This is a genomic window from Brevundimonas diminuta 3F5N, from assembly GCF_900163625.1.
Taxonomy (GTDB): Bacteria; Pseudomonadota; Alphaproteobacteria; order Caulobacterales; family Caulobacteraceae; genus Brevundimonas; species Brevundimonas diminuta_A.
In genome coordinates this window covers 1-20,506 of the sequence record NZ_FUIE01000087.1, presented here as the reverse complement: position 1 = coordinate 20,506, position 20,506 = coordinate 1, and the positions used below count along the sequence as shown (strand labels likewise).

The following is a 20,506-nucleotide window of genomic DNA, read 5'->3' as shown; positions in this document are numbered from 1 at the left end:
GGGCCTTAAGACGACGGAGCGTCAAACAGTAACCCGCTGAGGGCGGGCGCGTTTCCTATCAGGACCGGCGTTTAAGCACAAAGTCCACGCTGGCCTTGAGGATTTCGCCCTCATGGCCGAACAGGTCAAGGTGCGAGCGGGCCTGATCGGCCAGGTGCGCGACCCTCTGCCGCGCCGCATCGACGCCCAGCAGGGTGACGAAGTTGGTCTTGCCCAGGGCCGCGTCCTTGCCGCCCGCCGCCTTGCCCATCTCCTCGGCCGACCCTTCAGCGTCCAGAACATCGTCGATGATCTGATAGGCTAGGCCGATATCGTGGGCGAAACTGGTCAGGGCGTGCCAGGCGGCCTCGTTGGCGTCGGCGATGATCAGCGGGATCTCGAAGGCGTAAGCGAACAGGGCGCCCGTCTTCAGACGCTGCATCCGGGCTACGCCGCCCAGATCGTCGCGCACCCCCATCAGGTCGATCATCTGGCCGCCCGCCATGCCGCGCGCGCCCGAGGCGAACGACAGGCGCCGCGCCAGTTCGCAGCGCACGGCCGCGTCGTCGTGGGTGTCTTCGTCCAGAATGATGTCGAAGGCCGCCGTCTGAAGCGCGTCGCCCGCCAGAATGGCCGTCGCCTCGTCATAAGCGATGTGCAGGGTCGGGCGGCCGCGCCGCACGTCGTCGTCGTCCATCGCCGGCAGGTCGTCATGCACCAGCGAATAGGCGTGAACGCATTCCAGGGCGCAGGCGGCGCGCAGGACGGCGCACTCCTCGACCTCCAGCATCCGCCCCGCCTCGATGGCGAAGAAGGGACGCAGCCGCTTGCCCGGCCCGAGCGCCGCATAGCGCATGGCCTCGGTCAGGCGCGCCTCCGGCCCATCGGCGCGCGGCAGCAACTGGTCCAGGGCGACCGTGACCAGATCGGCGATCTCGGCCACGCGGTCGATGACGGCCTGTTCCGGCGAATTGGCGGCGAGCATGGTCAAAACAGCCTCCCGCCCAGCGGCAGGTCACGATCGACGCCGGCCAGGACGACGTTCCCTTCCGCGTCCGGGAAGCCCAGGGTCAGCACCTCGGACTTCACCGGCCCGATCTGGCGCGGCGGGAAGTTGACGACGGCGGCGACCTTGCGGCCGTGCAGTTCGTCCAGAGTGTAGTGATGGGTGATCTGGGCCGAGGACTTCTTGACGCCGATCGCCTCGCCAAAATCGATGGTCAGCTTATAGGCGGGCTTGCGCGCCTCGGGGAAAGGCTCGGCCTTGATGATCTGGCCGACGCGCACATCGACCTTCATGAAGTCGTCGAAGCCGATCTGCGGCGCGAGTTCGGAACCGGACATCAGCCGAACTCAGCCGGTTCGACGCCCTTGGCCTGGCCGTCGGCGCCGACGACGATCTTCTCGACCCGCAGCTGGGCGGCCTTCAGCCGCGCCTCGCAGTGAGCCTTCAGCCGCGCGCCCTCTTCATACAGGGCGATGGATTCCTCAAGCGGGGCCTGACCCGATTCCAGGCGCGAAACGATGCCCTCCAGACGCGACAGGGCGTCCTCGAAGCTGAGGTCGGCGGGCACGGCGGGGGAAGCGGATGCGTCAGTCATGATGGGCGCAACCTAGAGAGGCAGGCGCGCCGCTTCAACGGCCTTCCTGACGCCGCGACGTCAGCGCCTCACGAAACGGCGCTGGGACCAGTATTTGAAGCCCTGGTTGTGGGCCAGACGCCAGCCGTGCGCCTTCAGCCGCTGGCCGACCATGTGGTTGAAATAGCCGTGCGCCAGCACCAGCACGTCATGACCTTCCGACGCGCGAGCGATCAGGACGCGCGCGGCCTGATCGGCGCGGACCTCGGCCTCGGCGCGGGTCTCCTGGCCCTCGTGATGATTGAAGGCGTGCCACCAGATGCGCGAGATCACGCCCCAGTAGCGCGGCGACAGCTTGATCCAGGCCGGGAAATGCGGCGGCGGCAGCGGCGCCTCGATGAACAGGGCGTCGACCAGAACGTCGCGGTTCGGCGCTACGGCGCGGGCGGTTTCCTGGGCGCGCGGTCGGGTGGAGGCGTAGATCGCCCCGGCGCCCTCGGCCGTGCTCAGCAGGGCCTGGGGCGGCGTCTGACCCGCACGCAGGCCGCCGATCTCATAGCGGCCCCACCAGTCGCGATACTGGTCCGAGGTGATCATGCATTTGCGCGACAGCGCCGGCTCGCCATGGCGCGCCAGGGTGATCGCGCCATAGGCGGTCTCCGACTCGGCGGAGCCGGCGGCCGCAACCGGCGTCTGAACTGCGGATTCGGAATGAGTCATGAGTGCAGGAGAAGTCATAGCACGGGGATCAGCCTGTGAAACCAAGGCCTTGGCGTCCCTCTACCTCCCCGATCCCAGCATTGGCGTGCGCCGCCGACAGCGCACCTTGGACAAAGGTGGTAGCTCCCGCCGCGCGCCCCTGCAACCACGCAAAGATGACGAGGCTGCAATGAACAGGGCGCGTGACGCCCCGACGCGCCTTCACCCGGCCTCCGCGCGGCGCTATGCGTCAATCATGAGCGAACCTGTGATCCGTCCCGCCCGCCCCGAAGACGCCGCCGCCCTGGCCGTTCTGGGCCGCCAGACCTTCATCGACACCTTCGTCACCGGCTTCGGCATTCCCTATCCGACCGCCGACCTGACCGCCTTCCTGGACGCCAGCTTCAACACCGAGGCCATCACCAAGAAGCTGGCCGAGCCGGGCGCCGCCTGGTGGGTGGCCGAGCGTGACGGCGAACTGCTGGCCTTCGCCAACGCCGGGCCGAACACCCTGCCCCACCCCGACGGCCGCGCCAGCCACGCCGAGCTGCGTCGCCTCTACGTCGGCAAGCAGGCGCAAGGACTAGGCCTGGGCACAAAGCTGCTGAAGATCTCGCTGGACTGGATGGAGGCCCACACCGACGGCCCCCTGTGGATCGGCGTCTGGAGCGGCAATGAAAAGGCCCAGAAGCTGTACACCGCCTACGGCTTCGAGAAGGCGGGCGAGTATCAATATCCCGTCGGCGCCTGGATGGACGACGAGTTCATCTTGCGGCGCGGCTAGGCCGGGGCCAGTCTGAACCATGCTCCTGCCCTTTTTCACCGCCCTGCGCGAGGCCAAGGTGCCTGTGTCGCTCAAGGAATGGCTCCATCTGATGGAGGCCATGGACAAGGGCGTGGCCGGGCGCAACGTCGAGGCCTTCTACCACCTGTCGCGCGCCGTCCTGGTCAAGGACGAGAAGCACTACGACCGCTTCGATCAGGTCTTCGGCAAGGTGTTCAAGGGACTGGAGGGCGTCAGCCCCGGCGAGGAGATCACCGCCGACATCCCCGAGGATTGGCTGCGCCTGCTGACCGAAAAATACCTGACCGACGAAGAGAAGGCCCAGATCGAGGCGCTCGGCGGGTTCGAGCAGTTGATGGAGACGCTGAAGCAGCGTCTGGAGGAGCAGAAGGAGCGCCACCAAGGCGGCAACCGCTGGATCGGTACGGGCGGAACCAGCCCCTTCGGCCACGGCGGCTACAATCCCGAGGGCGTCCGCATCGGCGGCCCCGGACGTCACGGCCGCGCGGTCAAGGTCTGGGAAAAGCGCGAGTATCGCAATCTCGACGACACGGTCGAACTGGGCACGCGCAACATCAAGGTGGCTCTGCGTCGCCTGCGCCGCTTCGCCCGCGAAGGCGCGGCCGAGGAACTGGACATCGACGGCACCATCGACGGTACGGCCCGTCAGGGCTGGCTGGACATTCACATGCGGCCCGAGCGGCGCAACACCATCAAGGTGCTGTTGTTCCTCGACGTCGGCGGCTCGATGGACGGCCATATCCAGCTGTGTGAAGAGCTGTTCTCGGCCGCGCGGACGGAATTCAAGAACCTGGAGTTCTTCTACTTCCACAACTGCCTCTACGAAGGGGTGTGGAAGGACAACCGGCGCCGCCACAGCGAACGCCTCCCCACCTGGGATCTGATCCACAAATACCCCGGCGACTGGCGCGCCATCTTCGTCGGCGACGCAACCATGTCGCCTTATGAAGTGACCATGCCCGGCGGCTCGGTCGAGCACTGGAATGAGGAAGCCGGCGCCGTCTGGCTGAAACGCGCCCGCGAACAGTGGGACAAGTCGGTCTGGCTGAACCCCGTCCCCGAACGCCACTGGTCCTACACCCCCTCGGTCAGCCTGATCGGCGAGGTGATGGAGCACCGCATGTTCCCCCTGACGCTGGAGGGACTGGAGCGGGCCATGCGGACCCTGGCGCGGTAAACGCCCCTGCATCCAAAACGCCTTCTGCCTGCCTCTGACCGTAGGGAGGAAGCCAGATGCACATCAGCCGCACCACGAGCGCCCGCCTGAGAGTCGCCGCCTTCATCGCCATGGCGACGTGGGGGTCTGTCGGCCACGCTGAAATCCCCAAGACGCGCAGGGAAGCCGTCGCCGATATCGACGCCTTCGTCGGGCAAGCGATGGCGCGGGTCGAGGCGGCGCCGGGGCTGGCCCTGGCCGTTGTCGAGGGCGATGAAACCCTCATGACGACAGGATACGGGGTCGCCGACATCCGGTCAGGGGCGAGGGTGGATTCGAACACCGGCTTCTACATCGCCTCGGCGACCAAGGCCTTCACCGCCCTGGGCTTCGCCGCGATGGCGACGCGAGGCGAGGTCAACCTGGACGCGCCCGTAGACGAGTGGTCGCCGGGGTCGGGCTTGCCGACGGATCTGGCGAAGGCGACCAGCTTGACCGACCTACTGAGCCATCGCGCCGGTCTGGATAACGACGCGATCGCGTTTCGGGCCGCCTATTCCGGCGAGCATACGCCGCAGATCATGCACGGGCTGCTGGCGCGCACCACGCCCAACGTCGCGGCGCCGCACGGCGTGTTTCGCTACACCAACGTCGGCTACAACCTGGCGACCATCCTGCTGGAAGCGCGCACGGGCGAGGACTGGCGCGCCATGGTTGAGAACGAGGTTCTGACGCCCGCCGGGATGACGCATACCACCGCGCGCGTGTCGCGGGCCCAGGGCCAAGGCGTGTTGGCGGCCGGCCATTTCGGCGACGGACCGACACCCGAAGCCAGCCGTCTGCAGAAGGTCGACGCCACCATGCAGTCGGCCGGTGGCCTGATCTCGACCGCCCACGACATGGCGCGCTGGCTGGAGTTGCAGATCAACGACGGCGTCATCGACGGGCGGCGCGCCCTTCCCCAGGGGCTAGTCGCCTCGACCCACGTGGTGCGAGCGGCGCAGGATCAGCAGTTCGGCGCCTATCATCGCGACGGCTATGGCCTGGGCTGGCAGCGAGGGCGATACGGTCAGGACGTGCTGATCCATCATTTCGGCAATTTCGCCGGATCGCGGGCGCACGTCTCCTTCATGCCGGAACGCCGGGTCGGCGTGGCGGTGATGATCAATGAGGATCTGGTCGCAGGCGAACTGGCCGACGTCGTCGCCAACTACGTCTATGATCGCCTGTCGGGACGGGCGGATCTGGAGGCGGCCTATGAGGCGGAACTGGCCGCCTTAGTCGAGCGACGGAATCAGAGACAAGCAGCGCTGGCTCGCGCAAAGATCGAGCGTGCAGCGCGGAACTGGCCGCTATCTCGGCCCAACAGCGCCTATGCCGGGCTCTATGAGAACGCCGCCTACGGGACGATTGAGGTGATCGAAACGGGCAGCGGGCTGGATATCCGCGCGGGCGTGATGCGAGCGCAGGCCGAAGCCTTCACCGAGGCGGAGAGTCTGCGGGTAGAACTGATCCCCTTTCAGGGACAGGTCATCGTCTTCGACGGCCCCCACAGCCTGACTTTCAAGGGCGAGCGTTTCTTCCGCCGCTAAAAGGCTCGGCCGCCGCCGCGCAAGGGCGGCGGCCGAGCTGGACGAAGTCAGCCCTTGTCGCCCTTCAGCGCGTCCTTCACGCCGCCGACGGCGTTCTGGACCTTGCCCGCCACCTGATCGGCGCGGCCTTCGGCTTTCAGCTTTTCATCACCGGTCAGCTTGCCGGCGGCTTCCTTGAGCTTGCCGCCGATGTTCTTGGCGGCGCCTTCGATACGGTCGTGGTCGGGCATGGGGAGCTCCCTGTCTTGCGGACCGCCGGGACTGGCGGCCCTCAAGGAAAACAACCCTTTTTCTCTAGCGAGGTTCCGCAGCCGTGGCTGACGCATGCCTGCCGCGCAGCCAGCGTGCGACGGCCCAGCTGTGCGCCTCATGGCGCAGGCTGAACAGGGCGCGCAGCGGCTCCAGCCAGACCAGCTCATGGTCCGCTTCCTGCTTGGCCGAGGGATCGGCGCCGGTCACGTTCACGAGCCAGACGCCGCCGACGTTGTTGACCGGCGTACCGTCCGACTTGAGGAAGTACTGCGCCGCCTCGGTCAGACGGTCGACCGGCTGGATGATCAGGCCGGTCTCCTCGGCGAACTCGCGCACAAGGGCCTGCTGTTCCGTCTCTTCGCCGTCAAGGGCGCCGCCGGGCAGATCGAAATAGGCGTGCCCGTCGCCGCGATCCACGCGCACGCAGGCCAGGCGGCCTTCACGCTCGGCGATGCCGAAGACAGCGGGGCGGTGGATGTAATCGAGACCGGGACGGGCCGTGCCAAACTGAAGCTTCATCGTGGGAGATTAACCCTGCCGCGTCGCTGGACGAAACCCCCAAAGCGTCGTCAGAGATCAAACGCCAGACGGGCGCGCACGCCATGATGGGCCGGATCCACCTCGATCGCCGAGCGCAGTCCGCCCGCCATGGCCGAGATGATCTTGGAGCCCAGACCCGTGCCCTTGGGCAGACCGTCGCCCAGGCCGGGTCCGTCATCCTCGACCGTCAGCTGGGCGCGTCGTCCATCCTCGACACGCGCCAGGATCACACGAATCTCGCCTGCCGCGCCCGGCTCATAGGCGTATTTGACGGCGTTGGTGACCAGTTCCGTCACGATGACGCCCAGGGAGACGGCCTGATCGGTCGTCACCTGCAAGGCCTCGGCGCGCAACGCCAGCCGCGGCCCGCCGTCCTCGGGGCCGATGGACTTGCCCAGCTCCTCGATCAGGCCGGCCAGGTATTCATCCATCTGCACCCGCTCGACATCAGCCGAGGTGTAGAGGCGCCGGTGAACATGGGCCACAGCCTCGATCCGCACTTGCGCCTCTCGCAGGGCGTCGCGCGCGCCCTCGTCAGCCAGTTGGCGCAGTTGCAGGGAGATGAAGCTGGACACCAGTTGCAGGGAGTTGCCGACGCGATGGTTCACCTCGCGCAGCAGGGCCTCGGCGCGGTCGCGCGCCTGGCGAACCTCTTCATGCGCCTCTTCGTTCTCGCGTTCCAGACGACGCCGCAGCAGGGCGTCCTCGACGGCTGAGCGCAACAGGGCGGTGAAGTCCTCGGACACGTCCTTGATGACGTAGTCGGCGGCCCCTGCACGCAGGGCGGCGACGGCGATGCGGCCGTCCTGAGCGCCCGTCACATAGACCACCGGCGGCGGCGTCGGCAGGGCCAGGATGTCGGGCAGGACGTCCAGACCTTCGCGGCCCGGCATGTAGTGGTCCAGGGCGCAGACATCGAACTGGCCCGCCTTCAGCACCTCATAGCCGCTGTCCGCGTCGGGCGCGCAGACGACCTCATAGCCGTGGCGGCCAAGCTCCTTCTGGACCAACCGGGACAAGCCCCGGTCGTCGTCGATATACAAGAGACGTATGGCGGCCCCCGGTTCCGTCACGGCGTCAGATCTCTGGCGCCTGCATGACCGACAGGAACAGGCCCAGCTGGCGGATGGCGCCGGCGAAAGCCTCATAGTCCACCGGCTTGGTGATGTAGACGTTGCAGCCCAGATCATAGCAGCGCTGGATCTCGACCTTGTCGTCGGTGGTGGTCAGCACGACCACGGGCGCGCGGCGCAGATTGTCGTCGGACTTGACCCGATCAAGGATGTCCGTGCCGGACATGTCCGGCAGGTTCAGGTCCAGAAGGATCAGCAGGGGGCCGGTGCGCCCCACCTCGTCGCTGAACAGATAGTCGAGCGCCGCCTCGCCATGATCGAAATGAACGATGTCGTTGGCGATGTTCGCCCGCCGGATGTTCTTCTCAATGAGCTTGGCGTGCCCATGATCGTCCTCGACCATGACGATCTTCACCGAGTGGCTCACAGACGATCTCCTTGGTAGTCACCCAGCATAGTCAGACGTTTCGGAAATTTCAGATGAAAAGTCGACCCCTGGCCGAGTTCTGATTCGACATCGATGGAGCCGCCGAGGCGGCGCACGATGTTGCGCACGAAGGCCAGGCCCAGGCCCTCGCCCGGCTTGTCCTGCTTGCCCGCCCGACGGAACAGCTCGAAAATCCGCTCGTGATCCTTGGGCGACACGCCCCGGCCATTGTCGCTGATGCGATACTCGACCCAGCCGCCGGGCGTCTCCTGGCCCTGGACCTCGACACGGATCGGGCGGTCGGGCTGCTGATACTTCACCGCATTGTCGATCAGGTTTCCGAAGATCTGCTCGATCGCCAGGCGATCGCTCTCCAGCACCGGCAGGCGACCGATCACCACCTCGCCGCCCGTCTCCACGACCTGATGGTGAACCGTATCGGCGATGGTCTGGACCATGCCGCTCATGTCCAGCACCTCCGGCGCCAGGGCCCGGCGCCCCTCGCGCGACAAGCGCAGGATGGCGTTGATGAGCCGGTCCATCTTGGCCGTCGAGGTGCGGATGAAGCCCACGGCCTCAGGCGCGTCCTCGCGCACGGCGCGCACCGCTTCAGGGTCCACCAAGCCGGGGTGGGCGGCCTCAACCGCCGTCAACTGCTCGTCCAGCTGTTTGGCGACCTGCTCCAGTTCGGAGGTGTAGCCCATGACGTTGACCAGGGGCGCGCGCAGATCGTGGCTGACGATATAGGCGAAGCGCTGAATCTCTTCATTGGCGCGGGTCAATTCGGCGGTGCGATCGCGCACCTCGTTCTCCAGCCCGGCGTTGACGCGATCCAGTTCGAAATGCGCCGCCTCGATCTCGGCCACATAGCGTCGCACCAGCCAGACGCTGATCCCCGCCAGCACCAGGATCAGCACCCCGGCCAGGGCGTTGACCGCCACGGTCACGGCCTGGGCCCATTCCGACTGCTGGGTGCGTTCGGCCAGACGTCTTGCTTCAATGGCGTCGATGGCGGCCAGTTCGACGCGCATGGCGTCCATCAAAGTCTTGCCCTGCCCGCCGCGAATGCGCGAGACGGCCTCGCCGATACGGCCCGTGCGCGTCAGGTTGATGGTTTCATCCATCAGGCCCAGCCGATCCCGCGTCATCTGCCTGACCTTGACCACGCGCGCCGAGGACTCCGCGTCGTTGGCGACCAGGCTCTCCAGACGCTCGAGCACCGCCGGCAGCTTGGCGACAGCGTTATCATGCACGCCCAGATACTCGGTCCGCGCCGTCAGCATGAAGCCGCGCTGCCCCGTCTCGGCGTCAGTCAGCAGCATCAGCGTGTCCTTGGCCGCCAGGCGCACCTGCTGGCTGTGGTCCACGGTGTCGTTGTAGTTGGAGGTTCGCTGGATCATCACCAGCGTCGCCGTATTGACGGCCAGAAGCAGCAGCAGCGCCAAGGCCAGCAAGGCGATGATCGAGCGACTGAGGGTCGGGGTGCGCAGGAAGATTCCGAAGGTGCGCAGGGCCGGCCGAATGCGTTTCATGCTCCGAACCTTATTCGCCGTCGAAGCCGTGTCCAGCCTTTACCACGCTGCGACTTAGACTGAACCGACCGTCCTGAGCCGAGCCTTGGGATGAATCTCATTCTGGCTCATCACCACCGTCTGTCCGCGGAAGCGCTCGATGATGGAGCGGACGTAAGGGCGCACCTGCGGCCCGGTCAGCAGGACCGGGTTCTCGCCCGTCATGGCGGCGCGTTCGAACACGTCGCGGACGGCGCGGATGAAGTCCTGAAGCTTGCTGGGCGCCATGGCCAGTTGCTTGTCTTCGCCGGGACCGATCAGGCTCTCGGCGAAGGCCTGCTCCCATTCCGGCGACAGGGTGACGATGGGCAGGGCGCCGTCGTCGGCCTTGTGCTGCCAGCACAGCTGGCGGGCCAGACGGCCGCGGACGTGCTCGACCAGGGTGGCGACGCTGGTGGTGTGCGGCGCCGCCTCGGCCAGGCCTTCCAGGATGGCGGGCAGGTCGCGGATCGACACCTTCTCGCGCAGCAGGCTTTGCAGCACGCGCTGAAGCGTGGTCACGGTGACGACCGAGGGGATCAGTTCCTCGACCAGCTTCTGCTCTTCGCCCTTCAGCTCCTTCAGCAGCTTCTGCACCTCGGCGTAGGAGAGCAGCTCAGCCATGTTCTCCTTGAGGATTTCGGTCAGGTGGGTGGTCAGCACCGTCGAGGGGTCGACGATGGTGTAGCCGCGGAAGGTCGCCTCCTCGCGCAGGGACTCGTCGATCCAGGTCGCAGGCAGGCCGAAGGCGGGCTCGCGCGTATGCTCGCCGGGCAACTCGACCTGACGCCCGGCCGGGTCCATCGCCATCAGCGAGCCGAGGCGCACCTCGCCCGAACCTGCGTCCATCTCCTTGATGCGGATGGCGTAGCCCTGATTGGACAGGCGCATGTTGTCGAGGATGCGCACGCTGGGCATGACGAAGCCGTACTCCTGGGCCAGCGAGCGACGCAGGGCGCGGATCTGGTCCGTCAGGCGGCGGCCCTCCAGGTCGTTGATGAGCGCCAGCAGGGCGTAACCCAGCTCGATCTTCACCTCATCGATGGTCAGGGCGGTGGAGATCGGCTCCTCGACGTCCTCCTTCGGCTTCAGGTTCACCGGTTCGGCGGGGGGCGGCTTCAGCCGGTCGCGGCCCAGCTTCCACGCCATGAAGCCCGTGCCCAGCGCCAGGGCGGCGAACGGCAGCAGCGGCATGCCGGGGATCAGCCCGATCAGACCCGCCGTGCCGGACACCACGCCCAGCGACACCGGATTGCTGGCCAACTGGGCGACGAAGGCCTTGTCGGCCGAACCCTCGACCCCCGCCTTGGTCACCAGGAAACCCGCCGCCACTGAGACGATGATGGCCGGGATCTGCGTCACCAGACCGTCGCCGACGGTCAGCTGGACATAGGTGTTGGCCGCCTCCATCGCGGGCATGCCGTGCTGAACCACACCGATCAACAGGCCGCCGATGGCGTTGATGAAGGTGATGATCAGGCCCGCAACGGCGTCGCCGCGCACGAATTTGGACGCGCCGTCCATGGCCCCGAAGAAGGTCGATTCCTGCTCCAGCTCCTTGCGACGCAGCTTGGCCTGTTCTTCGTTGATCAGGCCCGACGACAGATCGGCGTCGATCGCCATCTGCTTGCCCGGCATGGAGTCCAGGGTGAAGCGGGCCGAAACCTCGGCGATACGGGTGGCGCCCTTGGTGATGACCACGAAGTTCACCACCAGCAGGATGGCGAAGATGATCACCCCGATGATGAAGTTGCCCCCCATCATCAGTTCGCCAAAAGCCTGGATGATCTTGCCCGCGCTGTCGTGGCCTTCCTGACCGTTGCTGAGGATCAGCCGCGTCGAGGCCAGGTTCAGACCCAGCCGGAACAGGGTCGAGACCAGCAGCACCGTGGGGAAGATGGCGAAGTCCAGAGGCCGCTTCATCATCACGGCCGTCATCAGAATCAGGACGCTGGACACCAGGGAGATGGCCAGCAGCAGATCCAGAAGCATCTTCGGGACCGGCAGGATCAGCAGCATGATGATGGCGATGACGCCCATCGCCATGCCGACCTCGCCGCGCATCAGCCAGCCGAGCGCGTCGCGCCCCGTAGGGCGCGCCATGCCGTCCTTCATCAGGATGGGCGCGTCAGCCATGACGACGTGCGAAGGTCATGTCGCCTGATGACAGGATTCGGCGGCCCTCAGCCATGCCCCAGCGCCTTGAGCGCCTGCCGGGTCGCATCGGCGATCACCGCCTCGCGCTGGGCGTCGGTCGAATCCTTCGTGGCGTGGAAGTAGACCGCGATGGCGATGGGCGCGCCGTCGGTCGGATAAAGGACGCCGATGTCGTTCACCGGACCATAGCCGCCGGTGCCTGTCTTGTGCGCGACGGTCCAGCCCGCCGGGACGCCCGCCTTGATGCGCGCCTGTCCCGTCGGTGACGCCACCATCCATTCCAGAAGCAACCGCTTCGAAGCTGATTCAAGCGGCGAAGACTCCGACAGGATCAGGCGCTGTATGTTCCGCACCGACTGATCGGGAGTGATGGTGTCCTTGTCGCCGTCCTGGCGGTTCATCTCGGGCTCGAGGCGATCGACGCGCGTGCTGTCGTCGCCGATGCCGCGATAGAAGGCGCGCAGGGCGTCCAGCCCGCCCATCTCGCGGATCAGGATGTTGGCGGCCGGGTTGTCGCTGACCTCGACCGTGCCCTTCATCAACTGCTCGATGGTCAGGGTCGAACCGACCGCCGGCTTCGTCACCGGAGCGTGGCTAATCATGTCGGCCTGCGTCACCGGGATCGCCCGGTCCAACCGCTCCCGCCCCGCCTGAATGCGCAGCAGGGTGGCGGCGGCCAGATACATCTTGAAGGTCGAGCAGTAGACGAACCGCTCGTCGCCGCGCCAGGCGGCGCTTTGGCCCTCGGTCGCTACGGAGACGCCCAGACGACCGCCATGACGCGCCTCCAGCGCCGACAGGTCGAGGTCGAGAACGGCAGGCTCGACCGCCGCAGGCTCCGTCGCCCGCGCACAGGCTCCAAGAGCCAGTGCGCCCGCACCGATCAGCAGGGTGCGACGGTCGGCGCGCACCGGATCAGCCCGCCGCGCCGTAGGCGGCCGCGACACCCGACTGGGGCGCCGGGATCGGCGTGCCTGCGTCGGCGTACTCGTTCAGCTTATTGCGCAGGGTGCGGATGGAGATGCCCAGGATGGTCGCCGCGTGGGTGCGGTTGCCCAGGCAGTGGCTGAGCGTGTCCAGGATCAGGGTCTTTTCCATCTCGGCCACCGTCTGACCGACGAAGCTGCGGGTCACGGCGTCGGCGACCTGGGCGGCCTGCCCGGCCACGCCGGCGTCATAGGCCGAAGCGGCGGGCGTCGAGCCTCCCTCCCCCCCGGCCCAGCAGCGGGCGGCCGTCCGGCAGACGAATGGCGTCGACGTCGATCTCGGTCCCCGCCGCCAGCAGAACAGCGCGGTGCATGGCGTTTTCCAGCTCGCGCACGTTGCCGGGCCAACGATGGGCGACCAGAGCGCGTCGGGCGTCAACGCCGATGGCGCGCGGCGGCACGCCGTTGGCGGCGGCGTATTTCTTGACGAAATGATCGGCCAGCACCGCGATGTCGCCGGGGCGTTCGCGCAAGGACGGCAGACGCAGGTTCACCACGTTCAGGCGATACAGCAGGTCTTCGCGGAACGTCCCCTCGGCCACGGCCTTGGCCAGGTCGCGGTTCGAGGTGGCGATGATGCGGATATTGACCGGCACCGGCTTGGCGCCGCCGACGCGGTCGATCACCCGCTCCTGAATAGCGCGCAGCAACTTGGCCTGAAGCCTAGCGTCCATCTCGCTGATTTCATCCAGCAGCAGCGTGCCGCCGTCGGCTTCCTCGAACTTGCCGATGCGGCGCGCCACGGCGCCGGTGAAGGCGCCCTTCTCGTGACCGAACAGCTCGGATTCCAGCAGGTTGTCGGGAATGGCGGCGCAGTTGACGCTGATGAAGGCTTTGTCGGCGCGGCGCGAGTGCGTGTGCAGATAGCGGGCCATCACCTCCTTACCCACGCCGCTTTCGCCGGTGATCAGGATGGAGGCTTCCGAACGCGCCACCTGATCGGCCAGCTGAATGACATGCTTCATCGCCGGATCGGCCGAGATCATCGGCCGCTCGTCATCGGCCACGGCCGACAGCACGGCGGCGATGAGGTCCGCCTCGGGCGGCAGGGGGATGAACTCCTTGGCCCCGGCGCGGATGGCGTCGGCCGCCTCGCGCGCGTCGGCGTCGACGCCGCAGGCGACGACCGGCACATGAATGCGCTCGGCGTCGTTGGCGGCGATCAGGGCGGCGATGTCGATGCGGTAGTCGACCATCAGCAGGTCGGCGCCCTGCCCCCGGCGCAGTTGCTCGGTCGCCTGATCGGCGCGCTCGACGTGCTGGACCTTGGCGCCGTGCGCCATGGCCATCTTCACCGCCGTCGCCAGTTGGCCGCTTAAACGACCCACCACCAGAAGACGCATCGCCCTACTCCTTCAAAATCCTGTCCGTGACGGGGCGGCCGATCAGGCGCCCTTGTCCTCGGTCTTGATGATTTCCGTCATCGTCACGCCCAGGCGGTCCTCGACGACGACGACCTCGCCGCGCGCCACCAGGCGGTTGTTGACGAAGATGTCGATCGCCTCGCCGACCTTCCGGTCCAGCTCCAGCACCGAGCCCTTGTTCAGCTTCAGAAGCTGGGCGACGGACATGTGCGCCTTGCCCAGCACGGCCGAGATGTTGACCGGCACGTCAAAGACGGGCGCCAGATCGACCGCCGACTTCTCGCCGCCCTCATCAGCCAGGTTCAGGGCGGTGGATTCGCCGAATTCCTCGAGCGAGAGATCGTCGGTGGCCATCAGAAGCCCCTTTTGTCATGAGCGCCGCCCTCGAGGGGCGGCTCGGCGTGGCCGGCTTCTGCGGCCAGGGCGGCGTTGAGCGCGGCGGCCACGCGGGCCTCGGCTTCGGCCGGATCGAATTCGGCTCGCCCATCCGCCCATTCCAAGGCGAAGGCGGCGGCGGGCAGGTGCGGTTCGTCGCGGAACACCACCAGCCCCGAGAACCCCGCCTGGGCGCACAGGGCCTCGATCTGGGCGCGACCTTCGCCATCCAGACCCGAGGCGCGGACCAGCAGACGCGGCGTGGCGTCCATCTCCTGCCCCAGGGACTCGATGGCGGCCTCCAGCGGACGGCGCGGGAAGCGGTCGAACGCAGCCGAGCCGATCACGCGCGCGGCGGCCAGCGCCAGCTCTGCGGATTCGCGCCGGTGCGCCTCCGCCACGCCGCGCAGGGCGGTCGCGGCCTGGGACACGGTTTGCGCCACGATCGACAAGGCGTCGGCGCGCAGGGCCTCAACCTCGGCCAGGGCCTGCTGACGGGCCTCCAGCCGAGCCTGGGCGACCAGGGCCTCGACCTCGGCGGGAGCGAAAGAACGCTTGGCCGGCTGCCAGGTCGAGGCGCGCAGCACGGCGCCGTCGGCCCCGAACTCGGTGTCGAAGGCGAAGGGGACGGCGTTGGAAGGAAGCGCGCTCATGTCAGTAGATCAACTCGTCGTCGCCGCCCTGGCCAGCCAGCATGATGTCGCCGCGCGCCGCCAGATCCTTGGCCACCTGGACCATGGCCATCTGGGCGTTGTCGACGTCCTTGAGGCGGACAGGCCCCATGGAATCCATGTCTTCGCGCATGATCTTCGAGGCGCGTTCGGACATGTTGGAGAAGAACATCTCGCGCAGGGGGTCCGAGGCCCCCTTCAGCGCCAGACCCAGTTGGTCCTTCTCAACCGCCCGCAGCAGGGTCTGCACCCCGCCGGGATCGAGGCGCGACAGATCCTCGAAGACGAACATCAGGGCGCGGATACGCTCGGCCGCGTCACGGTTGCGTTCCTCCAGCGCGCCGATGAAGCGCGACTCGGTCTGGCGGTCGAAGCTGTTGAAGATGTCGGCCATCAGCTCATGGCTGTCGCGCTTGGAGGTGCGCGCCAGGTTGGACATGAACTCGCTGCGCAGGGTCTGCTCGATCTTATCGAGGATGTCGCGCTGCACCGGCTCCATGCGCAGCATCCGCTGGACGCATTCCAGGGCGAAGTCCTCGGGCAGGGCCGTCAACACGCGCGAGGCGTGATCCGGCTTGATCTTCGACAGGACGACCGCGACCGTCTGCGGGTATTCGTTCTTCAGGTAGTTGGCGAGCACGGCCTCGTTCACATTGCCGAGCTTGTCCCACATGGTGCGGCCCGCCGGACCGCGGATCTCCTCCATCAGGGCCTCGACCCGATCGCCGGGCATGAAGGAGGCCAGCAGGCGCTGCGTCTGCTCATAGGAGCCCATCAGCGAACCGGACCCGCCGATGCCGGAGACGAACTCGACCAAGACTTCTTCGACCACGGCGGCGGTGACGGTGCCCAGCCCCGCCATGGCCTGAGAGACCTCCTTGATCTCTTCGTCGTCGAGTTGCTGCCACAGGGCGGTGTGCTCTTCGCCCAGAGACAGCAGAACGACGGCGGCCTTTTCCGGCCCCGTCAGCTTCTTGGCGTCATCAACCGCCGCACCCTTTGACACCAGCCGCGCCGCCATCAGCTTTCATGCATCCACGAGCGCAGGATCGCCGTGGATTCCTCTGGGTGGCTGTCGACGAAATCGGCGACCTTCTTGATGGACGAGGCCTTCACCTGACCCTCGATGCGGGCGATGTCGATGCGCTGCTCCATGTCGCTGGGACCGGCCAGCATGGGCGCGCCGCCCGGCAGGGTTCCGCCGACGATCTGAGCGTCCAGCGCCGTCACCGGGATGCCGTTCGCGCCGACCAGGGCCGGAACGCCTGCGCGCCCCTGGCCCGAGGCCGTCTTCAGCAGCGGGCGCAGGACGAAGAAGATCAGCAGCAGACCCGTGACCAGCAGGACCAGCAGTTCGACCCCGCGCATGATGTCGTTCTTGTCGAAGGCGAACATCGAGGAGCCTTCCTCGGCGCCCGGCGCGGCGGACGGCTCGCGGTTGAAGCGCACGCTGACGACTTCCAGCTTGTCGCCGCGCGTCTCGTCGATGCCGACGGCGGCGGCGACCAGGGCCTTGATCTGCTGCACTTCCTCGGCCGTGCGGGCGGCATAGGCGGGCTCGCCCTTGCCGTCGGCGGCAGGGGTGTATTTGCCGTCGACCGCGACCGAGACCGACAGCTTCTTGACCTCGCCCGGCTCCTTCACCGTCGTGGTGGTGGTGTTGGAGATTTCGTAGTTGGTCGTCTCGGTGTTTTCCGAGTTGGTGGAGCCGATGGGCGTGGTCGCCGGGGCTTCGCCGCCGGGGATGTTGTTGGTGGCGGTGACGCCGCCGTCCTGCTGGCCGGTCGTGTCCTGCGACTGGCTGCCGTTGGTCGAGGTCGAGCGGACGACCTGGCCGTCCGGGTCGAACTTCTGTTCCTGGGTGGTCGAGCGGCTATGGTCGATGTCGGCCGTGACCTGCACGCGCGCCGCCCCCGCGCCGACGACGCCCTCGACGATATCCTTGATCCGGGCCTGCATCTGGGCCTCGGTCGAGGCCTTGGCCGCCTCGGCGGTCGCCGAGGTGAAGCCGGTGTCTTCCGATCCTGCCGCCAGGGTGCGATTGGCCTGGTCCGTCACCGTGACCTTGTCCGGTTTCAGGTTCGGCACAGAGGAGGCGACGACGTTGCGGATGGCCCGCACCTGATCGGCCGACAGGTCGCGCCCCGACAGGCCCACCACCACGGCAGCCGTCGGATCGATGGCGGCGGCCTGGAACATCTCGCGCCGAGGCATGGTGATATGCACGCGGGCCGAACTGATGCCGCGCATCGACATGATGGTGCGCGCCAGCTCGCCCTGCAGGGCGCGCTGTTCGTTCAGGTTCTGCTGGAACTCGGTCTGACCCAGCACCGACTGGTTGTCGAAGATTTCGTAGCCGACGCTGCCCGAGGTCACGAGCCCCTTGCCCGCCAGCATCAGGCGCGCCGTGCCGACTTCGTCGCGGCTGACGAAGATGGTCGAGCCGTCGCCCTTGGAGGAATATTTGATGCCCGCCTGATCCAGGGCGGCGCTGATCTCGGAGGCTTCACGCAGGTCGAGGTTGGAATAGAGCAAGGCGTCCGGCGCCTGGCCCACACGCAGCATGACGGCGACCAGCACGGCGGCCACGCCCGCAGCCACGCCCAGGATGGCGGCCAGGCGTCCGATGCCGAACCTTTTCAAAGCTTCCGTGAAGCCGCCCACGCGCCATCGCCCCTGCACACGCGGGACGAACCGAACCCGCTAGGCAGAAACTGCCGCCTGGATGGTAAATGCGGCGTTAAGAGGCGTTAAAGTCCTGAGGAGTCAGGGCCGTTATCACCGGCCCAAATGATAAAGGGGCGCGGACTTGTGGCCCGCACCCCCTCAGGCGCCCCCCGGCGCCCGCCCGCCCCTCGAAAGGCGCGGGCTAGCTTGTCGAAGGTCGATCAGACCTTCAGAGCCTCGGCCTTCTTGTCGGCGGCGACCTTGATGCGGGCCTCGGCGATGGCGTCGGCGATCAGGTGGGTCGGCTTGTTCTCGGAGACCGAACGCTCGAGGATTTCCTCGAAGGTCTCCATCAGGCGCGACAGCTTGCCTTCGACCCACGAGGCGTCATAGGCGCCGCCGGTCTGACGGGCGTTCATTTCCGAGGCGACGTTGATGATGCCGCCGCCGTTGATGACGTAATCCGGCGCATACAGGATGCCGCGCTTGAACAGCTCGTCGCCGATGTCGGCGGTGGCCAGCTGGTTGTTGGCGGCGCCGCAGACGGCCTTGACCTTCAGGCGGTCCAGCGTTTGCGGGTTCAGCGTCGCGCCCAGGGCGCACGGGGCGTAGATGTCGGCGGCGACGTCATAGATGGCGTCCGGAGCAACGATCTCGGCGCCGGTCTTGGCGGCGACGGCTTCCAGGTTGGCCTGGTTCACGTCAGTGATGATCAGCTTGGCGCCGGCCTTGTGCAGCTTCTCAGCCAGATAGGCGCCGACGTGGCCCACGCCCTGCAGGGCGACGGTCAGGCCGGTCATGTCGTTCTGGTTGAACAGGCGGCGGGCGACGACCAGGTTCGAGCGGAACACGCCCTCGGCCGTGACCGGGCTGGGATCGCCCGAGGCTTCCGGGCCGTCCTTCAGGCCCAGAACGAATTCGGTGACCTTGCGCGCTTCGGCGATGTCCTCGACCGAGGTGCCGACGTCTTCAGCGGCGTAGTAGTGGCCGCCCAGGCCGTTCAAATAGCGACCGAAGGCGTGGAACAGCTCAGGCGACTTCTGGGTGCGGCTGTCGCCGATGATGACCGATTTGCCACCGCCCATTTCCAGATCCGCGACGGCGTTCTTGTAGCTCATGCCCTTGGACAGGCGCAGCACGTCTTCCAGTGCTTCGGCGGCGGTGGCGTAGTTCCACATGCGGGTGCCGCCGACGGCCGGGCCGCGCGCAGTCGAGTGCACCGCAACAATCGCCTTCAGGCCGGTTTTCTCGTCGTAGAAGGCGTGGACGCCTTCATGGTTCGCGAAAGAAGGAGAATCAAACAGCGTCTTGCCCATGACAGGCCTTTCCTGGGGTACTTTTTTGTGCGGAAGGACATACGCGCAGCCTGACCAAACGGCAAGCACGACCATGCGATCGCCCCAGGGTTCAACGAAGCGTGCGGAAAATGCATCCGCTTTCCGTGGTTTCTGCGTTCAGCGCGCCTTGGGATCGGCCTGCAGGGCGGGCAGAACCGCCGGCGCGCCGGACGGCAGCGGCCGGGTCGGGTCGCGCAGCCAGGATTCGACGTCGGCGAACATGGTCTCGGCCTGAAGGTCGCGGTTCAGGATGTGCCAGCCCTCGGCGTAATAGCCCGTCGTCAGGTTCGGCCGCTCGCCCGCCTGTTCCAGGGCACGGCGCATGGGGCGTTTGGTGATGATCTGATCGTGGGCGCCGTAGAGCAACAGGGTCGGCGCCTCGACACGGTCCAGCCGCTGGGTCGCCGTCTCCATCAGATCGACCAGGCCGTAAAGGGAATCGAACCGCGTCGACAGGATCGACAGGGGATCGCGACCGTTGCGGATCAGTTCCAGCGTGTTGTCCGAGGCGCGGATGTCGCGCACGGCGAAGGACGGCGGCTCGACCCGTTTGGCCCCCATCATGCGCGCGGCGGCCCACAGGCCCGCGCGGTTGAAGGCGGTCTGGCTGGACCAGCCCCAGACGCCAGGCGCCAGCAGCACCACTCGATCGGCGTCCGGCGGCGCGTCCGAGCCGAAGGCGGCGATGGTCGATGAGCCGCCCATGCTCTCGCCCGCCACCACGATCAGGGCGGTCGGCCGCTGGGCCCGAACCAGGGCGACGATGGTGCGCAGATCCCGGCTGGTCAGGCTTTCGGCCGCGAACTCGCCCCGGTTCGGGGCCAGGCCGAAGCCGCGCTGATCATAGGCCCAGGTCTCGATGCCCCGCTGCGCCCACCACGGCCCGGCGAAGCGGAAGGAGGCGTAGTGGTCGTTGAAGCCGTGCAGGGCGACGATGACGGCCCAGGGCTCCTGTCCTTCCGGGCTCCAGCGCAGATAGGGCAGCCGCGCCCCGTCCTGCACCACAAAGGCGCCGCGCCCCAGGGTTCCCGCCTCTATGTGCGGCCCGTTGAATCCGTTGGGCGGCGTCAGCGGCGGCTGGACATGCGGCGTGGCGCAGGCGGCTAGAGCGAGGGAGAGAAGGGCGGCGGTGATGACACCTCTTCCTTCTCCCCTCGTGGGAGAAGGTGGGCGCCGGAGGCGCTCGGATGAGGGGGCGGTGTCAGCGGGCCGAACGGCCGATGATGGGGGCGAAGCAGGCAGCCCCCTCATCCGTCTCGCTCCGCGAGCCACCTTCTCCCACAAGGGGAGAAGGAA

Annotated in this window: 20 protein-coding genes and 1 pseudogene; 3 read left to right on the top strand and 18 right to left on the bottom strand. The window is 67.2% G+C overall.

Annotated features, from left to right (window positions below; genetic code table 11):
- Nucleotides 1-58 precede the first annotated feature (58 nt).
- Genes FM111_RS15905 through FM111_RS15890 form a run of 4 tightly spaced genes read right to left on the bottom strand, consistent with a single transcriptional unit; the run spans nucleotide 59 to nucleotide 2,279 of the window.
- A complete protein-coding gene (locus FM111_RS15905; RefSeq protein ID WP_087141895.1) occupies nucleotides 59-964 on the bottom strand; it encodes a polyprenyl synthetase family protein in 906 nt (301 codons plus the stop codon).
- A gap of 2 nt (nucleotides 965-966) precedes the next feature.
- Complete coding sequence (locus FM111_RS15900) at nucleotides 967-1,323, bottom strand: tRNA-binding protein (protein ID WP_087141894.1); 357 nt, start codon at nucleotides 1,321-1,323, stop codon at nucleotides 967-969.
- Nucleotides 1,323-1,580, bottom strand: coding sequence for an exodeoxyribonuclease VII small subunit (locus FM111_RS15895; RefSeq protein WP_040344421.1), 258 nt, complete (start codon nucleotides 1,578-1,580; stop codon nucleotides 1,323-1,325). Before FM111_RS15895 ends, FM111_RS15900 begins: the two co-directional genes overlap by 1 nt.
- Before the next feature lie 60 nt (nucleotides 1,581-1,640).
- Nucleotides 1,641-2,279, bottom strand: coding sequence for a histidine phosphatase family protein (locus FM111_RS15890; protein WP_087141893.1), 639 nt, complete (start codon nucleotides 2,277-2,279; stop codon nucleotides 1,641-1,643).
- 235 nt (nucleotides 2,280-2,514) lie between these two features.
- Here FM111_RS15890 and FM111_RS15885 point away from each other — a divergent pair, with 235 nt between their 5' ends.
- From FM111_RS15885 to FM111_RS15875, 3 genes are read left to right on the top strand one after another with little or no spacing between them, the layout of a single operon-like run.
- The gene (locus tag FM111_RS15885; RefSeq protein WP_087141905.1) at nucleotides 2,515-3,042 is read left to right on the top strand and encodes a GNAT family N-acetyltransferase; all 528 of its coding nucleotides are present in this window, start codon (nucleotides 2,515-2,517) and stop codon (nucleotides 3,040-3,042) included.
- Nucleotides 3,043-3,061: 19 nt separating this feature from the next.
- A complete protein-coding gene (locus FM111_RS15880; protein ID WP_087141892.1) occupies nucleotides 3,062-4,240 on the top strand; it encodes a vWA domain-containing protein in 1,179 nt (392 codons plus the stop codon).
- Nucleotides 4,241-4,296: 56 nt separating this feature from the next.
- Nucleotides 4,297-5,811, top strand: a complete 1,515-nt coding sequence (locus FM111_RS15875) for a serine hydrolase domain-containing protein (RefSeq protein ID WP_087141891.1) — start codon at nucleotides 4,297-4,299, stop codon at nucleotides 5,809-5,811.
- A gap of 47 nt (nucleotides 5,812-5,858) precedes the next feature.
- On the opposite strand, the gene FM111_RS15870 is transcribed toward FM111_RS15875, so the two are convergent.
- The 14 genes and pseudogenes from FM111_RS15870 to FM111_RS15805 form a co-directional block, all read right to left on the bottom strand.
- On the bottom strand, nucleotides 5,859-6,041 hold the full coding sequence (locus tag FM111_RS15870; RefSeq protein ID WP_087141890.1) for a CsbD family protein: 183 nt from the start codon (nucleotides 6,039-6,041) through the stop codon (nucleotides 5,859-5,861).
- Between the two features lie 64 nt (nucleotides 6,042-6,105).
- Nucleotides 6,106-6,582 carry an NUDIX domain-containing protein gene (locus tag FM111_RS15865; RefSeq protein WP_087141889.1) on the bottom strand — a complete coding sequence of 159 codons (477 nt, stop codon included), beginning with the start codon at nucleotides 6,580-6,582 and terminating at the stop codon, nucleotides 6,106-6,108.
- 50 nt (nucleotides 6,583-6,632) lie between these two features.
- A complete protein-coding gene (locus tag FM111_RS15860; RefSeq protein ID WP_256968390.1) occupies nucleotides 6,633-7,676 on the bottom strand; it encodes a sensor histidine kinase in 1,044 nt (347 codons plus the stop codon).
- Between the two features lie 4 nt (nucleotides 7,677-7,680).
- Nucleotides 7,681-8,079 (bottom strand): response regulator, encoded by a 399-nt coding sequence (locus FM111_RS15855; protein WP_040344682.1) that lies wholly within the window; start codon nucleotides 8,077-8,079, stop codon nucleotides 7,681-7,683.
- A gap of 20 nt (nucleotides 8,080-8,099) precedes the next feature.
- The gene (locus FM111_RS15850) at nucleotides 8,100-9,635 is read right to left on the bottom strand and encodes a sensor histidine kinase (RefSeq protein ID WP_087141887.1); all 1,536 of its coding nucleotides are present in this window, start codon (nucleotides 9,633-9,635) and stop codon (nucleotides 8,100-8,102) included.
- A 54-nt stretch (nucleotides 9,636-9,689) separates the two neighbouring features.
- Entirely contained in the window at nucleotides 9,690-11,789 is a 2,100-nt protein-coding gene (gene flhA, locus FM111_RS15845; protein ID WP_087141886.1) for a flagellar biosynthesis protein FlhA, read from the bottom strand.
- A 47-nt stretch (nucleotides 11,790-11,836) separates the two neighbouring features.
- Entirely contained in the window at nucleotides 11,837-12,721 is an 885-nt protein-coding gene (gene bla / locus FM111_RS15840) for a class A beta-lactamase (protein ID WP_256968388.1), read from the bottom strand.
- A 4-nt stretch (nucleotides 12,722-12,725) separates the two neighbouring features.
- Nucleotides 12,726-14,139 (bottom strand): annotated as a pseudogene (gene flbD / locus FM111_RS15835) (sigma-54-dependent transcriptional regulator FlbD).
- A 42-nt stretch (nucleotides 14,140-14,181) separates the two neighbouring features.
- Nucleotides 14,182-14,514 (bottom strand): flagellar motor switch protein FliN, encoded by a 333-nt coding sequence (gene fliN, locus FM111_RS15830; protein ID WP_087141885.1) that lies wholly within the window; start codon nucleotides 14,512-14,514, stop codon nucleotides 14,182-14,184.
- Nucleotides 14,514-15,188, bottom strand: a complete 675-nt coding sequence (locus FM111_RS15825) for a flagellar assembly protein FlbE (RefSeq protein WP_087141884.1) — start codon at nucleotides 15,186-15,188, stop codon at nucleotides 14,514-14,516. The genes fliN and FM111_RS15825 overlap by 1 nt, the downstream gene beginning before the upstream one ends.
- Nucleotide 15,189: 1 nt before the next feature.
- A complete protein-coding gene (gene fliG / locus FM111_RS15820) occupies nucleotides 15,190-16,227 on the bottom strand; it encodes a flagellar motor switch protein FliG (protein ID WP_087141883.1) in 1,038 nt (345 codons plus the stop codon).
- A complete protein-coding gene (gene fliF / locus FM111_RS15815; RefSeq protein ID WP_087141882.1) occupies nucleotides 16,227-17,870 on the bottom strand; it encodes a flagellar basal-body MS-ring/collar protein FliF in 1,644 nt (547 codons plus the stop codon). The genes fliG and fliF overlap by 1 nt, the downstream gene beginning before the upstream one ends.
- A 224-nt stretch (nucleotides 17,871-18,094) precedes the next feature.
- A complete protein-coding gene (locus FM111_RS15810; protein ID WP_087141881.1) occupies nucleotides 18,095-19,189 on the bottom strand; it encodes a Glu/Leu/Phe/Val family dehydrogenase in 1,095 nt (364 codons plus the stop codon).
- Nucleotides 19,190-19,327: 138 nt separating this feature from the next.
- The gene (locus FM111_RS15805) at nucleotides 19,328-20,212 is read right to left on the bottom strand and encodes an alpha/beta fold hydrolase (protein WP_087141880.1); all 885 of its coding nucleotides are present in this window, start codon (nucleotides 20,210-20,212) and stop codon (nucleotides 19,328-19,330) included.
- Nucleotides 20,213-20,506 lie beyond the last annotated feature (294 nt).

What these genes read in the sequence shown, in the direction of transcription:
- FM111_RS15905 (WP_087141895.1), bottom strand. Translation starts at nt 964, where the DNA reads ATGCTCGCCGCCAATTCGCCGGAACAGGCCGTCATCGACCGCGTGGCC.
- FM111_RS15900 (WP_087141894.1), bottom strand. Translation starts at nt 1,323, where the DNA reads ATGTCCGGTTCCGAACTCGCGCCGCAGATCGGCTTCGACGACTTCATG.
- FM111_RS15895 (WP_040344421.1), bottom strand. Translation starts at nt 1,580, where the DNA reads ATGACTGACGCATCCGCTTCCCCCGCCGTGCCCGCCGACCTCAGCTTC.
- FM111_RS15890 (WP_087141893.1), bottom strand. Translation starts at nt 2,279, where the DNA reads ATGACTCATTCCGAATCCGCAGTTCAGACGCCGGTTGCGGCCGCCGGC.
- FM111_RS15885 (WP_087141905.1), top strand. Translation starts at nt 2,515, where the DNA reads ATGAGCGAACCTGTGATCCGTCCCGCCCGCCCCGAAGACGCCGCCGCC.
- FM111_RS15880 (WP_087141892.1), top strand. Translation starts at nt 3,062, where the DNA reads ATGCTCCTGCCCTTTTTCACCGCCCTGCGCGAGGCCAAGGTGCCTGTG.
- FM111_RS15875 (WP_087141891.1), top strand. Translation starts at nt 4,297, where the DNA reads ATGCACATCAGCCGCACCACGAGCGCCCGCCTGAGAGTCGCCGCCTTC.
- FM111_RS15870 (WP_087141890.1), bottom strand. Translation starts at nt 6,041, where the DNA reads ATGCCCGACCACGACCGTATCGAAGGCGCCGCCAAGAACATCGGCGGC.
- FM111_RS15865 (WP_087141889.1), bottom strand. Translation starts at nt 6,582, where the DNA reads ATGAAGCTTCAGTTTGGCACGGCCCGTCCCGGTCTCGATTACATCCAC.
- FM111_RS15855 (WP_040344682.1), bottom strand. Translation starts at nt 8,079, where the DNA reads ATGGTCGAGGACGATCATGGGCACGCCAAGCTCATTGAGAAGAACATC.
- FM111_RS15850 (WP_087141887.1), bottom strand. Translation starts at nt 9,635, where the DNA reads ATGAAACGCATTCGGCCGGCCCTGCGCACCTTCGGAATCTTCCTGCGC.
- flhA (WP_087141886.1), bottom strand. Translation starts at nt 11,789, where the DNA reads ATGGCTGACGCGCCCATCCTGATGAAGGACGGCATGGCGCGCCCTACG.
- fliN (WP_087141885.1), bottom strand. Translation starts at nt 14,514, where the DNA reads ATGGCCACCGACGATCTCTCGCTCGAGGAATTCGGCGAATCCACCGCC.
- FM111_RS15825 (WP_087141884.1), bottom strand. Translation starts at nt 15,188, where the DNA reads ATGAGCGCGCTTCCTTCCAACGCCGTCCCCTTCGCCTTCGACACCGAG.
- fliG (WP_087141883.1), bottom strand. Translation starts at nt 16,227, where the DNA reads ATGGCGGCGCGGCTGGTGTCAAAGGGTGCGGCGGTTGATGACGCCAAG.
- FM111_RS15810 (WP_087141881.1), bottom strand. Translation starts at nt 19,189, where the DNA reads ATGGGCAAGACGCTGTTTGATTCTCCTTCTTTCGCGAACCATGAAGGC.